This is a genomic window from Bythopirellula goksoeyrii, from assembly GCF_008065115.1.
Classification (GTDB): Bacteria; Planctomycetota; Planctomycetia; order Pirellulales; family Lacipirellulaceae; genus Bythopirellula; species Bythopirellula goksoeyrii.
In genome coordinates this window covers 3,626,210-3,641,486 of the sequence record NZ_CP042913.1, presented here as the reverse complement: position 1 = coordinate 3,641,486, position 15,277 = coordinate 3,626,210, and the positions used below count along the sequence as shown (strand labels likewise).

The following is a 15,277-nucleotide window of genomic DNA, read 5'->3' as shown; positions in this document are numbered from 1 at the left end:
AGGGCTTGCATTTTTTCTGAAATCGCATGGCAAGATGATTGCATAATGGGAATATGATCCGCTACAATCCATTCGACTAGTTACTGGTCAGCATTAACTCGTCTTCTCATACGTATTACTTGACTTGTGGAACAGTCAAGCGGCAGGGGGGCTAATGAGATGACTTCGCAGGACATACTACGCCGAAACAGCGGCGTAGAGATCGTGGGGGAATCCCTTGCTACGAGAGCACTTCTTAAATCCGTCTCTCGTGTTGCGAAGTTCAATTCAACGGTACTTATCACCGGAGGCAGTGGCACGGGCAAGGAATTGGTCGCCCGGCAAATTCATGCGAAGAGCCCTCGAACAGGGGAGTTATTTGTTCCTGTCGATTGTGCCTCTATGACTGGCGAATTGATGGCCAGCCAACTCTTTGGGCACGTAAAGGGGGCATTTACAAGTGCCGACCAAGGGTCTCTTGGCTGTTTTCGTGCTGCAGATCAGGGAACTATTTTTCTTGATGAGATTGGCGAACTGCCCCTTCCTTTACAAGCTAAGCTTCTGCGAGTCATTCAAGAACGAGCAGTGGTTCCAGTCGGTAGCCATCAGGCCATCCCGGTCGATGTCCGGATTCTCGCCGCCACAAATCGAGATTTAAAGCAGGAAATGCTTGCCGGACGGTTCCGAGAAGATCTGTATTATCGCCTTAGCGTTATCAAGATTCGCACTACTCCACTCTCTGAACGAAGTGAAGACATTCTCATATTGGCTCCTCAGTTCCTGGCCGAACTGGAAGCAGAAGGTCATCCCCGCCAGCAGCTCAATCGAGCGGCGATGGAATTATTGCAGTCCTACGATTGGCCAGGCAATGTTCGGGAGTTAAAGAACGTCATTGAGCAGGCGGCGGTTGAATCGGAGGGAGAATGGATCACCGAAGAGGTGGTCATGTCCGTGTTAGCGAATTCGGTTGGAGAGCGGGTAGAACTGGGTAATCCTCGTGTCCCTGCAGAAGAACACTCGGTTCGCAGCTCACATTTACTCGATAGTTCCGTCCGTCTTGACTACTCCGCTCCGAACGAAACCTGGCCATGCCTTGCTGAGCTTGAGCGACTCCATATCGCGCATACGCTCAAGCACACTTACCAGAATAAGAGTGCCGCAGCTCGGCTATTGGGCATTTCTCGCCAAGCTCTCTTGCGCAAATTAGCCAAGTTGGGAATTCCTGGATAAGCTGATCTCAAAGCTACTGTCACCAGACAGTGGAAGGGAGGTCACGCGCAGGCCAACGTAGCCTACGTCCGATATCGGACACTTCTATCACGATTGGGCTCTCTCGTAACCGGTCACATCTATCACGTATCCGGACAAGGGAAAAATGCTTCTTCCGCAGTCTGTTGCAATTTCTCTCTAACTTCGATCTGCAAGTTAGGCTAGTCACAGAGTTTAGCGTGATTAGTCATGTTTAGTTCCGATGATTGGCGCATCACTTGCCTTATCTCTGGTAGTACTCGCGAGTCTGAAATGCTCGCAGACCAACACTTGAAAGGTAGGTGCTCATGATGTCCCCACGTATTGCAAAAAAAAACCTCGATCTCTTGGTTGTCGATAGCAAGGCCGAAGACTATCGCGACCTCTCCTTTGAGGTGCAAGATGCGAACCTTAATTGGAAACATGCCAACGACGGCCATCACGCGCTGCAACTCTCGTCGGGTAAGAATATCCGACTCTGGTTTTCCAATATGCAATTGCCTGATATGTCAGGCATTGAACTACTGGAAATCGTTCGGGCTAAGCGCCCTGCGACTCTCTTCTATCTGGTCAGCGACGAGTATTCAGCCGAGGAAGAACGGCAAGCTCGAGCTGCAGGAGCGGCAGGATATCTAAGTAAGCCTGCCGATCACACTTGGCTTGAAATCTGTTGTTCAACCTTGGCTCGAATGAGGGCACGTGCGAGTCCCCAGTCTCGAAAGGATGCTCTCGGTGCTGCTTACTCTAATCCTTCAATCCTCTTCCCCACTCACTCTCACAAGGAATCCTGAACATGTCTACGCTCGAAATCCAAGAAATTGAAGACGACTTCTTTTCAAGTGTTGATGACGCAATCACCTTCGAAAGAATCCGTCACCATCGTGATGGCCGCATGCCAGTCGGCAGCTCGGCGGCGGCTATTCGTTCTTCGCGCCGCAAACAACCCTGGCGTCGCAGTAGCCGCAAAATCATTGGCCTGGTCTCATAGTCTGAGAACTAAGCAGGATTTCGCAAGCGATTGCTCAACAATCGTGAGTGAGTATGCCGGGCCAATGAAAGTTCATCCCAACGAGGTCAACAAGAGACGCCCATGAATCAAGTTAACGCAATAATGCGCGACCCAACTACTCTTTTACACTTTTTTCTTCCAACGCTTTGTGATTTTCAAGGAGCAAACCCATGACTATCAAACAATATAGCAACTCATTTTATTCTGCATTGGTTGTAGGCACCATGCTAACCAACCCAGCACTGGCAGTTTTCACGTCCGTAGTACATCAGGACATTCCCCCGCATTGCGATCGGTTATTCATTCCCACCGACGTCGATGAGATCGGCGATCTGTTGGTTTTCCCTCCTGATGAATCGCTTGAACATATTGCTCTGGGGCAAACTCCGGTAATACCTTGTCCACAATTCAACAACACTGCTCAACCCGAGGAATTGGTTCAGATCATAAACTTCACGGGAAGGGAATTGAGCGAAGTCTGGTACGTGGCAAATGTCGAAACCAGGATTAGCAACTACGACGGATATGCCAACGATGCTGCATTCCCTCCAACTGCGAACGACCCAGGCCGATTTGCTTTCCGAATCGACAATATCTTTTCTGATCCAAATGGCGGGCACCATCCACTGGTATTCGAAAGCGGAGTGCAGGACGGTGTATGGCAACCCTTCGAAATCTGGCAGTTCGTCTTACAAGACTACAGCAATACTTTAGGACTTGCTCCCGACCAGTTCAACTCGTTCGGCGTGGGCAATGCCTCTACGTTCGTTGCCGGTACTCCGCCCTCATCGGGAAGCATTATTGCTATCCCGAGAATACCTGAGCCAGGAAGCATCGCCCTAGTAATGCTCAGTCTTGTGTCGCTAGTTGTGACAAAGCGGTGGAAATAGCTCTTTCAGACCATATACCGACAATACTCAACCATTTTCTCAAAGGAACGAACTCATGAAACTACCCAAAATTATCTCTGCTACGTTTACACTCTTTTTCCTGTCAATGGCTACCACTGCCTCTGCCGTACCCATTACCGGATTGTTTAATACTGGAGTCGACAACAGCGGAAATGCCTGGGGGGCCGGCGGTGTGTCTGACATTCACTATAACGCCATCCTGCAACCATCGACGCTGTTTACACCAGTAACCGTCGCAGACACTGCATTTCCCTTTCCTCCCTGGGTGCCGAACAACGCCAATTCTCGCTGGATTGGTCCTCGGGCCAATAGCCAAGGTCCCGCTGGAAACTACATCTATCGCACTACCTTCAATCTTCCTGCAAATGCCAATCTTAGCACGGCCATGCTTGGAGGATTATGGGGCACTGACGACCCCGGAACGGATATCCGGATCAACGGGCTTTCGACGGGGCAAACGTCTGCTGCTTTTACATCTTTGGTGCCGTTCACTGTGACCAGCGGCTTCAACGTTGGGCTCAATACACTGGACTTTTACTTGACTAATGCGGGAGGCCCTACCGGATTGCGCGTCGATCGGATGCGCGGCAAGTACGACCTTATTCCTGAACCGGGAAGTTGCGTCCTGGCAGCCATCGGATTGGGGGGCCTGCTTGTGCGACGAAGAATGTAGTTTCTTTTCGAATGTATTGCTCTTACTTTCACCTTTTTTCTGGAGATGATCTGATGAAAACAAACTTTCAACAACCCTCAATTCCACGTCTGCTCTGTGCGGTTGCTCTGCTGGCTCTGATGACCAGCCATGCCAGTGCCGATCCATTACCTGGTCAGATTCTGAAGTTTCAGCAAAACCCAATGATAGGCACAGGCGTCGGAGTCAATGCAGATGGAACTCCTGCAATTTACAACGGTCACGATGAACTCAGCACGGCATGGCTAACTTCCCCAGTGCCACCTAATCCGGCAGCGCCGCTGGTGTATCAAGGAGTTTCTATGGCAGACGACTTTGCAGACAACTTCAACTCGCCAATCGTACATATTTCCTGGTGGGGATCCTATTTGAACAACATCATTAATCCCAATCAGACCGTAACAAAATTTCTTATTGCTTTTGAAGACGATGTGCCGGCCAACCAACCTGGGCCGGATGGTCAAATCTTACCCTATAGTCGTCCCGGCAATGTGCTTTCGAGTCAAATTGTTAATCTGACGGGAGCGCTTGCTCCTGGTTCTGGAACTTATACAGAACAACAAGTAACGTTCAATCTTCCAGAGAATATCTACAAATACAACGCCGAACTTCATTTCGACAAGCAGTTTCCGGAAAAAGCAGACACCATCTATTGGTTGAAGGTCGTTGCCCTAATTGATGCACCACGTGATGCAACCGCACCAAATACTGAGTGGGGTTGGCACAACCGAGACTACACCGTGCAGAACACTTTGGCCTCGCCAAATGTTACCCCGGGAGAAACAGATCAGCAGCCGCTCATCGACCCTACTTACCCGACAAGTGTCTGGCACTTTCAAGATGATGCGGTCGAGTCCCGAGTGCTCATCGAAATCAACGATCCCAACATGCCAAACATGCCTACCAAAGTGGATCAGATAAACCCATTGGATAGGTACTATGCCGACGGTTTGGATGGCCCTGGTCCGATACCTGGCACCAATTTTGGTGGCATTGGTCAGTTTTCTAAAGATCTGGCCTTCGAGCTCTACACGATTCCCGAGCCAACCACTTGCATGCTGCTGCTAGCTGGTTTAGGCGTCTTCGTGGCACACCCTTCGAAGTGTGTTTCCTAATGTGCTTGGCTCAAGGTTTCTCGCCTCCTCCTCGCCAAACGAGGAGGAGGTTGGGAATTTACTCTCTACTCAGATCTCAGGAGATCAAGTCGTGAATCAATCATCTTTACATCATGCAATCGCCAGTGTTGTGACGATCTTTCTGGCCGGCCAGGCCGCACTAGCACAAGGAACTGCCAATTCGCCTTCGACGCAGCATGTCGTAGACGTAACAAACAGCATTGTTTGGATCGGTGGCCCGAACGACACGATCAATGGCCCCTTACCTATTCCCATTGACCTTGACGCAAACGGTGGCCCTTGGAGGAAACAAATCTATAGTAACTCAACGAGCCCTTTCTTTGGCGGCAGCCCTGTTTTCCGCGAGACGATACTTAACGCGGGAACAGAGCCTTGGACTGATTGGCATGAAATCAACTTGAACCTCGGGCAAATCGGCGCGAACTGGGGATCGGGTAACGCCGCAACTGAAGTGCGCGTTGACGGAACTTCGATTTCATTTACCGCTTCCGTAAGTGGTCAAACGTTGAACCTGGACAATTTCTCGCAACCTGTACTTCCCGGACAAGTGTTGGAGATCGAAAAGCACTTCGAGATAACCACGGATAATGTCGTCGGACCCAACACGTTGTTGTTCACATTGGCCGAGTTTCCGACCACGACTATTCCGGAGCCTGCAACACTGATTCTCTTGGTCGGCTGGTGCTTAACTAGCCCTCGATTTCTAAGATAAAGCTGAAACCAGTGAACTTCTCTATCTCGCTCCTCTGCGGCTTGCAACAAATAACTCTTATATTTCTTGACCATTTATTGAGGAAACATCTCATGAAACAATCCTTTGCGACTGGCTATATCCGGAGTATTGCAATTGCAGTCCTCTGTTCAATAAGTACTCCCACTTTTTCAGCACCTATTGTGACTTACAACATCCCTCAGACAGGAAGCAACTATACAAATATTCCTCCCAGTGGAGTGGCAATAGACATCTCAGCCTCAACACTTGCTGCAACCAACACGCTAACTCCGAATACTTTTGGCAATCACTTTTATTTTCGAAATTGGAATACTACTATCAACTCGGCCAAGTACTATCAAAACACTCTGACAGTCGCTCCTGGAAAGACTCTATTCTTAACCGATGTTAGCTATTCTGTCGAAGCGACCAATCCAGTTTCTTTTTTTTCTGTACGATCCAGCCTTGATGGATTCACTTCAGACATAGATTTGTTTGCCGCTAACGGAGTCGTGGTCACCAACCGCACCTCGAATCTGACTGGCTTAGGTCCGATCACGGGCGCAATCACCTTCCGGTTTTATGCAACAGCGCCCAACCCAGGGGCACGTATGGGATTTGCCAATCATCTTCCAGGAGCTGCTGGGGCAGGTAGCGAGATACCGGGCCGTAATATTCGGTTCTCAGGCCTTGTGGTTCCTGAACCTGCTTCCTTGCTTCTCGGATTGATCGCTTGCATTGGGCTTTGTGCTCCACAGCGTTCCCGAAACAGAGTTAGGAGGTTTCCCGACTGAAGTGGAACATGCTCCTTTCGCGTTCCCTTCGGTTCGCAGCTGGCAATTGCAATTTATCCTGACCACCTTTACTGGAGAATGCCTTATGTCATCTCGTGATTTTGCTTCTATGCTTTCGGCGATTGCACTAACTGTTACTTGTACTCAAGCCTTCGCGTTTCCCACTCAAGTTCGTCATCAAGACGATCCGATGCATTGCGATCAGCTTTTTATTCCGTTTGATGTCGATGAACTAGGCCTCGGTAGCGTATTTCCTCCCGATGAATTAATCGACTACTTCTCACCAGGAAAATCGACAGTAAACCCTTGCCCTACGCATGATGACCCGGCGATCGATAACCCACAAGTCAATATGTTTAACGGCACAGGGCGAAGCTTCGAAGAGGTCTGGTACGTCGCCGACCCCGAGACGACGCTGTCCAACTACGACGGGTACTCCAACGACGCATTTTCCCCAACCAACCCGGGGTGGCCCGCCTTTCGGATCGATCACGACATCTCTGATCCGGGCGGGATGAATCACCCGCTCGTCTTTGAGAGCATGACTGTCGATGGCATCTGGGAAGCGGGTGAAGAATGGCGATTTGTGATCCAGGACTATGTCAACTCCGCTAACCTCCCTGCCGCTGCGTTTACATCCCTGGGCGTCGGTAGTGCCTCTGCCGATGTACCCGGTATCGTCCGCTCGTCGGGCAGCATCATTGCTATTCCCACGATCCCCGAACCGGCGAGCATCGCGCTCTTGTTGTTATTCGCTTGCGCCGCACCAGGAGTTTCTCGACTTCGATAGACCCAACACTTTCTGGAAAATCACAGTACCCAACGAAAGCAGACTCATGACTCTTTTTGAAACTCGCTCCATTTTATTCACAATTCTCTTGCTCTCATTCAGTCTACCGATCCAGGCAGGTGAGATCGTTAATTTGAACTGGTTTTCTGGTGTTGCATCGGTGGCCGGCACAGTAATTGGTCCGCTTGTAGACCCAAATAATGACGATGTGGCCGGGGACTCGTCAAATGTGTTTATCGTCGCGCAGAAACACTATACAGGAATAGGGCCTGTAGATATTGAATTTGACGTCGTTCCTTCCGGTGGAGTCAACGAATACTTCGTCATGGAAGGGGTCGACAACAGCACGCCGTGGGATTGGTCCTCCTATCGCATTGTATTGGGATTCGGAGTAGGAGCAGATTTCGAAGAGTCAGATCCCGGCGATGAGCTTGACTTCGACGCCCCCGATTACAATTCACCTCCTGATTTTTCACTCAATTTCTCCACTGTCGACGAGAGCGAAGACGTGCTACTCGCCAGCGGCGGCATCCATTCCAACACTCTTGGCTCCAGCTACGCAGAATACACCTTCTCGTTCGACGTCCCCGACCTACCTCGGGGAGTGACCAAGTTCACACTCCGTCAACAACCGATCGCCGTGCCTGAGCCGGCTTCGGTTGCGATCGCCGGCTTGACAATCCTTGCGATGCTCGCTTGGCGACGAAAGGGTTGCATGAGCTAGATGCTGGAAAAACTTTTCTTGAGGCATTTGCCATTCTCTCAGATAGGGGGAATGGCTGGGGCCTCGCCTGATTCAACATGGTCCAATCACAGATACGATTTTTTACTTTACTCCGTTCCAGATCTGGAATCATCTACCAAACCCTTTTTTACCTGAAAGTTTATATGACACGCATACTATTCGCTGGTCAGCTCTTGTTGATTTCTTGCTGTGGAATTGCTCCACTTGGCGCGGCAAACATTGCCTTCGATTCTGCTGCCGATGCTGTCTACAACAATGGTTGGCAGGCAGGCGACAACGGTGGCTTCGGCTTTACCCCGTGGGCCTTTCTTCCCCAAGGTAGTGCTGGCCAGTTCATGGGGACTTCGACCGCTAATGGCGATGGCCTAGACGATGGAAACTCCCAAGGTATCGCTGGCGATTCAGACATCGACACCGCAGGCCGCTCGTGGGGACTCTTTGCCCGCAACGGCAACAGCGCCATCGCAGCTTTCCGCCAATTGACCGGTGGACCCTTGTCCATCGGACAAGCGATTGAAATCGATTTTGACAATGGTAGCGTAGACACAACCCAATTCGCAGGGTTGCAGTTCATCACTAACAGTGATTACATCCTATTCCGATACCACGGGGGAGATTCTACCTACGAGGTTTACTCTCAGAACCTCACCGCCCATCAGCAGAGCACTCTTGGTTTTGCCGACGAAGGGCTCTCCTTCAATCTGCTGCGAACTGGTTCGACGACCTTCGACCTGAAAGTCACATTGCGGAATGGAAACTCGCAGACCCTCCCATTAACCACATTGGATGGCAATGTCATGGGAATCGTCCTGCAAAATTCCGCTTCCGGACTCAGTCCCGCAAACGATGCCTTTTTTAATAGTATGCGAGTGGGGGTGGTTCCTGAGCCGTCGAGTGTGGTGATGCTGGCCTTTGGGTGCGTGGGATTGACCAGGAGGTACCGCCAATGGAGAAAATGACTGCGATTTTGTTCGGATTTGTATTTCTTAACCAATTCAGCTCAATAATTAGAGAAAGAAACTAATGAATATTAAACCTATCAATTACGACATTACTCTGCATTCTCAAGCAGAAGCAACTCCAACGAATCCCACGGAATTGCTCGACACCAACGGAAGATCTTGGGGATCGCACCCAACATACTTCTCCAAACTACTCACTTTCTCGATTGCACTGCTGAGTGTTGTGTGCCTTAGCCAAGCTCGGGCGCAAGTATTCCCACTGCTGACGGATCCCGGCTTCAACACCCCGCCCACGAACGCACCCATCGCATACACAACGGCTTACAACACACCTGTCTTCGACACATGGGGAATAGAGTCGGGGGCCTTTGTCCCCGTACTCTTGAACTCAGGTCTAAATCTAATTACTCCCAAGGAGGGAAATGGAATGTTGCGGGAGAATGCAACAGGGGGCGTAGCGACCCAGGCGATTCAGTTTGTCGATCTGTCAGCGCCGATATTTCAAGCAGCCATAACAGCTGGAAATGCAACAATCGACCTCTCCGCCTGTTTCAATGTTCCTTCGGCTGCAGCGGGTGCAGGTGGATATGTTGCTTTGCGATTTTTTAATACCTTTAATCCCGTGGGTCCAGGAAGTGCGATTGCAACATTCACTGCTTCAAATCCTAACCTCGATGCCAATATTGGGACTTGGGAAACTATTGCGTTAAATAATGTAATTGTACCGACAGGAACGCTACGAGTTGGTGCGGAGGTTGGCTTCGGCAATGCGAGGCTCAATCAACGTCCTGGAGTCGTCGATCTGGCCGAGATGAATCTTACAATAGTACCCGAGCCCTCCAGTTTAGTTCTTGGCTTGTTAAGCATAATTGGACTTGCCTCCTCACGGCGGCGGTTGTGTCTGGCCGCAATCTCAAAATCGCTTCCTATGACGATAGGCGCTATCGGGCTGCTAACAATTTTTACCGCAGCAACTTCCCAGGCCCAGATCAGCCCCGGTATTTCGGCAGGTCCCCCAACCCTAATTCCTTTACCCGCCCCCACGCCACACTTCACTATTCCGCAAGGACCCAACGGCGATTTCACCCTGGGTGATCCAGCTAATCCGATTCCGGTGAGTTACAACCCGACTGCCGGTCCGTTTGAAAAATGGCTCGCTCCAAATCCGGATCAGGACGGCAACGGAAACGTAGACATCAATGATTTCTTACTGTTCCTGGCAAATCCAATTCTCAATTTGAATGAACATCTGATCGTTGGCCCAGGACCTTCTTGGACCGATTGGCACGAAGAGATTTTGACGCCAGATTGGTCCTGGGGCACTGTGCAAATCACGACTCCTGGGCCACCTCCCGGACCGAACAACCTTGTGATTCAAAACTCAGGGACGAATGTTGACTTCTTCTTTGATCCCCTCGCCCCAGGAACGCCTGTAGATATCCGCAAACAATTGTTCTTTCAGGGAACAGGATCTCAACAAATGCTCAACGATTTTTTGGCGGGCAATTACATGATTCAGGTTTCCGAGTATCCTACCGTGCCAGAGCCCGGCAGCTTGGTGCTCTTAGGAATGGGAGTAGTAGCAATTCTCAGCCGAATGCGACCTGAGAGAATCGCCACTACGCAGCACATCATGAAACTCTCCCTAGTAGGTCTGGCAACTCTATCGCTGTCCTTGGCAACCAGACCTGCAGTCGCGAGCCCTGTGAGTGTTTCTTCCCAAGACGATCCAATGTGTTGCGATACACTCACCGTGCCGATCAATGTTGACGAATTGGGCATTGCCTTTCCGCCGGATGAATTGATTAGTGCCAATGCCATCCCCACGCCAGACATTGCATGCCTTCAGCATGCGATTCCAGGCGTGGTCAACCGACTGGTACGGATGACAAACCTCTCAGGATTTGACTGGCAAGACTTATGGTATGTAGCAGACCCTGAAACAACCATCACTAATCGTGACGGCTTTGTGAACGGCGAATCAGCCTTCAAGATTGATTCGATTGGAGCAAATCGACCACTTCTCAACGAAAGTTTCTCGCCCGCCGACGGTATTTTTCAGGCGGGCGAAACCTGGGAATTCATCGTCGATGGATACTCCAACCTCTTGGGGCTCCCGGCAAGTGCCTTCGGCTCGGTAGGCCTCGTCGGGGGTGCCTCCGGAGGAGACATTGACTCTTCGGGAAGCATTATCGCCTTGGGAGTTGTGCCAGAGCCGGGAAGCCTCGTACTTCTTCTGGGTGGGCTGTGCGGGGTCTTGATAATAAGAAACCGACAATGTATTTCAGAATCAATGGCAACCAACTCGATCACGACGGGATGTTTGGTGATCATCTGCACTACCGGCTTTGCGATGCAAGCAAAAGCGCAGACTGGATGGACATTTACCTCGCTGCACACCAGCGGCATGACCTCTTCGTGGGCCAAGAGTATTGATGCTGGAATTCAAGTTGGTTCAGCTGCCGGTTCGACCCTAGGCTTGGGAGGCGTCGTCCCAGGCGGGGGGCCAGGAAGTGGAATGGAGGACGCGGTCCAATGGAGCTCATCTGCGGCAAGCTGGGTGAATCTCGATCCCGGGCCTGCAAGTAGTAGAGCGTTGGCTACGAACAAGGGTCTGACGGTTGGATACAGAGATACAGTTTCCTCTCAACGTTCTGCCTACGCGTGGGGGGGGACCGGTTCGAATTATCTCCCTGCGATTATTGATATACGCACCGATAATTCCGAAGCGCGTGGTGTTTATGGTAATACTATCGGCGGGTATTACAATTCGCGCGTTACTGGTCGTGTAGACCATGCCGCCGTGTGGAACTGGCTTGGAAGCACCACGCCAGCCACTTTGCAGGACGTTCATCCAGTGGGAGCGTATTCCTCTGAAATAAATGATGTGGGATCGGCATTGTGGGCAGTTGGATCGGCCCAATTTCCGAACGCCGTGACCGGCTTTAATGAGCGACACGCAGTAGTGTGGCATGGGAAAGGAATTGGTTGGACCGATATACACCCTGCGGGAGCAAGAGGCAGCGTGGCGTTGGGGAGCGACGCATTCGATTCCGTGGGATATGTACGCTTTCTCACCTCCCCAGATCGACCCGCCTTATGGCACCTGACAAGTAGTAGTTGGACCGATCTCACTCCGACTGGTGGAATAGGTGGCTGGGCGATAGACGCGGAAGCGGGTTGGCAAGTTGGCTTTGCCTATTTGAGTTCTTCGCCGACTGCTCATGCAGCACTGTGGAATGGAACGTCGACTTCTTTTTTCGACCTAAGTACTCTACTGCCACCAAACTATGTCAGTTCTGTGGCAGAAGGGGTAGATGTCACTCCGACTGGAATTTGCATCGTGGGAGAGGCCCTTAATTCAAACACCGGACAATTGGAAGCTGTGATGTGGTGCCAGACAATTCCCGAACCTCCCTCACTCTCCCTTGCAGGAGCAATTCCAATGCTCTGTTTCTTGTCTCGCCGTCACGGACGCCAGATAGGCAAAGGGTACAGGTCTCTCTGAGGAATTTGACTCGCACACCCTTCTTTTTCAATTGCAATTAATCTAAAGAAACGTCACAGGGAATTTCAAATGAGCATTAATTTTCTAGGCCTCGCGCGGGCGATTCCAGTCGCTCTGTATGCCGTTCTTGGACTGTTGGTTTTCTTCGGGAGAGCTTATGCAGGCCCAATCATCGTCGGCCATCTGGGAGGGACGGGAGCAGGGCAATTTGGATCGATTCTAACCTGGGATTATGCCATAGGGGGGACACCAACATCTGGTTTCAATAAGCAAAGCGTCGGCGACGGTCGTGCCGTAGAAGTCGTTGGCGGCCTGGTCTATTACACCAACACGAGTTCGTTTGGCAGCGGACCTAGCCCCGGGATACACGTGGCGCCGTACAACGGGGGAAATGGTGGGGCCGATCTCACCACGCTTCCCAATCCGCGTCCGGGATTCAACATCCAGGACCTGGACTTCTTCAACGGACGACTGTACGCATTGACCGGTTATCTACCCGGACCCCAGCAAGGGCCGCTCATCGTTTATGGCTTGAACCCTATGAACGGGCAGATTCAGACTACGGTCACCATCCAGGGTCCGCTCCCTGGGGCTGACGGATTTACTGTTCTTCCGAATGGAAACTTCCTGATCAACGATAACGACGCCGTCAACGTATATCGTGAGTACGATGCTTTGACCGGTCTGCTTGTGCCATCTGCTCCGGTCATTACAGTGAAGTCGCCAACTAATAGGGCCACAGGTGTGGACTACTTCAACAACAGTCTCTACTTCTACGGTGTGTTTTTCACGCAGGGAGGTTTGGGCAAACCGGGTCTTCTGAACACGGACCTGAACGGGAATGAAATATAAAGAGTCCAGGTCAGCCCAGTCCAGACAATCGAAGATATCTCCGTCATCCCGGAGCCGTCGTCACTGCTGCTTTGCGGCTGCGCAGTGGCTGGAATTATGATTCTGAGCCGGAGGATAGGTCGGAGGCAGACCTAAATTATGAATGCAATGAGAACTCTCTCGACTCATGTCTCATTCAGCTACACATTGTGCTCAATTCACTAAGATAGGTGATTGCTTCTTCGAGTTCAGGAGTTTTGACTCCAACTTGGCGACCTGCTCGGTCGTATTTTCCAAGCAAAACCAACTCGTCATAGTCTTCTGATTCCTTGAGCCAACGAGCTTAGCGCCATCCGATTGATCCATCGTCGGTTGAATGAGCGAGCATATGGTTTTCAATTAGCCGCGCCGTCCTCTGGGTGATCATTCCATCGAGTGCTTCTAAACCCGTGATAACGTGGTCGCTTTGATCGATCCCTTTGCCCACGGCGAGTAGCAATGCCGCTGTCAAGAATTCTTCGTCGTAGGAAAGTTCATCACAGGTAAGATCAAAAACTTGCAAACTGTGGTAAAGCGGATAACGTCCTAATTATTGCGCAGATTGTTTGGGCAGCCCCTGCTTGGTAGGAATTGGATTGTTACGATTCATTCCCCCAAGCGAAGGAGACTGCCACGATGGCGAGTTTAACAGGAAGTACTGAAAACGGAAGCATGGTTCAGATCGACGAGGCTCAGATTCGAGGGCACGTCGACGAGGTGGTTCGCAAGAGCGTCGAGGAGACGCTCAATGGACTGTTGGAGGCCGAAGCTGATCAACTCTGTGGAGCGAAGCGTTACGAGCGGAGCCCCGACCGCGTGGATACGCGGGCCGGGTCATACGATCGCGGACTGCAGACAAAGGCAGGCCAAGTGACGCTCAAGGTTCCTAGACTCCGCAGTTTGCCATTTGAGACGCAGATTATTGAGCGGTACCGACGACGGGAGTCGTCGGTCGAAGAGGCGCTAATGGAGATGTACCTCGCCGGGGTGAGCGTTCGCCGGGTGGAGGACATCACCGAGGCGTTGTGGGGAACACGAGTTTCTCCGAGCACGGTGAGCGAGCTGAATCAGCAGCTCTACGAGCGGATCGAAGCCTGGCGAAACCAGCCGATCGAGGGCGATTTTGCCTACGTGGCCCTGGATGGTATTTGGCTGAAACGGTCGTGGGGCGGCGAGGTGAAGAACGTGGCGGTATTGGTTGCCGTGGGCGTCGACCAGGACGGCTATCGGCAGGTTCTGGGTGTTTGCGAAGGGACGAAGGAAGATACCGAGAGTTGGCGGAAGTTCCTCCGGCATCTCAAGGAGCGTGGCCTGAAGGGAGTTCGCCTGGTGACCAGCGACAAGTGTTTAGGGTTGGTAGAAGCCTTGGGCGAGTTTTATCCCGAGGCAGACTGGCAACGGTGTGTGGTCCACTGGTATCGCAACGTCGGCTCGGAAGTTCCTCGTCATCGAATGAAGGAGGTGATGGCGATGCTCAAGGCAATTCACGCGCAGGAAGACCGCGAGGCGGCCAAGAAGAAGGCGGGCGATGTTGTGGAGAAGCTGCGAGCGATGAAGCTCACCAAGGCAGCCAAGGTGGTCGAGGAGGGCGTGGGCGAGACGTTGCGGTACATGTCCTATCCTCGCGAGCATTGGACGCGGATTCGCACGAACAACGCTTTGGAGCGATTGATGCGCGAAGTCCGCCGGCGGACGCGCGTCGTGGGTGCCTTCCCGGACGGCAACAGCGCATTGATGCTGGTATCCGCAAGACTGCGACACGTCGCTGGTACCAAATGGGGCACGCGCAAGTACCTCGATATGGAGCGATTGCAAGAGACAACGAAGGAGACCAGCGGAGTGGCCTCGTAGGCCGCGCACGCCCCCAACTCGTCGAGTAGGCCCGGGGGATCTCTCCCCCAAGCCTCTCACAGAACCGGACT

At 51.7% G+C, this 15,277-nt stretch carries 15 protein-coding genes; 14 read left to right on the top strand and 1 reads right to left on the bottom strand.

Translation table 11 applies throughout. The annotated features are described in order from the left end of the window. Positions 1–159: 159 nt before the first annotated feature. The 13 genes from Pr1d_RS14535 to Pr1d_RS14475 all read left to right on the top strand — a co-directional run bounded on the left by Pr1d_RS14535 (position 160) and on the right by Pr1d_RS14475 (position 13,337). Positions 160–1,209: a sigma-54 interaction domain-containing protein gene (locus Pr1d_RS14535; protein ID WP_148074207.1), complete on the top strand. Its 1,050-nt coding sequence runs from the start codon at positions 160–162 to the stop codon at positions 1,207–1,209. 326 nt (positions 1,210–1,535) lie between these two features. Next, positions 1,536–2,018: a response regulator gene (locus tag Pr1d_RS14530; RefSeq protein ID WP_148074206.1), complete on the top strand. Its 483-nt coding sequence runs from the start codon at positions 1,536–1,538 to the stop codon at positions 2,016–2,018. Positions 2,019–2,020: 2 nt separating this feature from the next. Continuing rightward, positions 2,021–2,215 (top strand): hypothetical protein, encoded by a 195-nt coding sequence (locus Pr1d_RS14525; protein WP_148074205.1) that lies wholly within the window; start codon positions 2,021–2,023, stop codon positions 2,213–2,215. A gap of 191 nt (positions 2,216–2,406) precedes the next feature. After that, the gene (locus tag Pr1d_RS14520) at positions 2,407–3,126 is read left to right on the top strand and encodes a PEP-CTERM sorting domain-containing protein (RefSeq protein ID WP_148074204.1); all 720 of its coding nucleotides are present in this window, start codon (positions 2,407–2,409) and stop codon (positions 3,124–3,126) included. A gap of 55 nt (positions 3,127–3,181) precedes the next feature. After that, on the top strand, positions 3,182–3,820 hold the full coding sequence (locus tag Pr1d_RS14515) for a hypothetical protein (RefSeq protein ID WP_148074203.1): 639 nt from the start codon (positions 3,182–3,184) through the stop codon (positions 3,818–3,820). Positions 3,821–3,873: 53 nt separating this feature from the next. Next, positions 3,874–4,953 carry a DUF7901 domain-containing protein gene (locus tag Pr1d_RS14510; RefSeq protein ID WP_148074202.1) on the top strand — a complete coding sequence of 360 codons (1,080 nt, stop codon included), beginning with the start codon at positions 3,874–3,876 and terminating at the stop codon, positions 4,951–4,953. 91 nt (positions 4,954–5,044) lie between these two features. Continuing rightward, entirely contained in the window at positions 5,045–5,686 is a 642-nt protein-coding gene (locus tag Pr1d_RS14505; RefSeq protein ID WP_148074201.1) for a hypothetical protein, read from the top strand. Between the two features lie 92 nt (positions 5,687–5,778). Continuing rightward, a complete protein-coding gene (locus Pr1d_RS14500) occupies positions 5,779–6,480 on the top strand; it encodes a hypothetical protein (RefSeq protein ID WP_148074200.1) in 702 nt (233 codons plus the stop codon). Between the two features lie 85 nt (positions 6,481–6,565). Next, a complete protein-coding gene (locus tag Pr1d_RS14495; RefSeq protein ID WP_148074199.1) occupies positions 6,566–7,270 on the top strand; it encodes a hypothetical protein in 705 nt (234 codons plus the stop codon). Between the two features lie 46 nt (positions 7,271–7,316). Continuing rightward, positions 7,317–7,994: a PEP-CTERM sorting domain-containing protein gene (locus tag Pr1d_RS25780; RefSeq protein WP_168205237.1), complete on the top strand. Its 678-nt coding sequence runs from the start codon at positions 7,317–7,319 to the stop codon at positions 7,992–7,994. Between the two features lie 164 nt (positions 7,995–8,158). After that, positions 8,159–8,974 carry a PEP-CTERM sorting domain-containing protein gene (locus tag Pr1d_RS14485; RefSeq protein WP_168205236.1) on the top strand — a complete coding sequence of 272 codons (816 nt, stop codon included), beginning with the start codon at positions 8,159–8,161 and terminating at the stop codon, positions 8,972–8,974. Between the two features lie 64 nt (positions 8,975–9,038). Continuing rightward, positions 9,039–12,485 (top strand): PEP-CTERM sorting domain-containing protein, encoded by a 3,447-nt coding sequence (locus Pr1d_RS14480; protein WP_148074197.1) that lies wholly within the window; start codon positions 9,039–9,041, stop codon positions 12,483–12,485. A gap of 69 nt (positions 12,486–12,554) precedes the next feature. Then, positions 12,555–13,337 (top strand): hypothetical protein, encoded by a 783-nt coding sequence (locus tag Pr1d_RS14475; RefSeq protein WP_148074196.1) that lies wholly within the window; start codon positions 12,555–12,557, stop codon positions 13,335–13,337. A gap of 322 nt (positions 13,338–13,659) precedes the next feature. Here the strand turns inward: Pr1d_RS14475 and Pr1d_RS14470 are convergent, their stop codons facing one another. Then, the gene (locus tag Pr1d_RS14470; RefSeq protein WP_148074195.1) at positions 13,660–13,878 is read right to left on the bottom strand and encodes a hypothetical protein; all 219 of its coding nucleotides are present in this window, start codon (positions 13,876–13,878) and stop codon (positions 13,660–13,662) included. A 113-nt stretch (positions 13,879–13,991) separates the two neighbouring features. On the opposite strand from Pr1d_RS14470, the gene Pr1d_RS14465 reads away from it, so the two are divergent. Beyond that, positions 13,992–15,206 carry an IS256 family transposase gene (locus tag Pr1d_RS14465; RefSeq protein WP_168205201.1) on the top strand — a complete coding sequence of 405 codons (1,215 nt, stop codon included), beginning with the start codon at positions 13,992–13,994 and terminating at the stop codon, positions 15,204–15,206. Positions 15,207–15,277 lie beyond the last annotated feature (71 nt).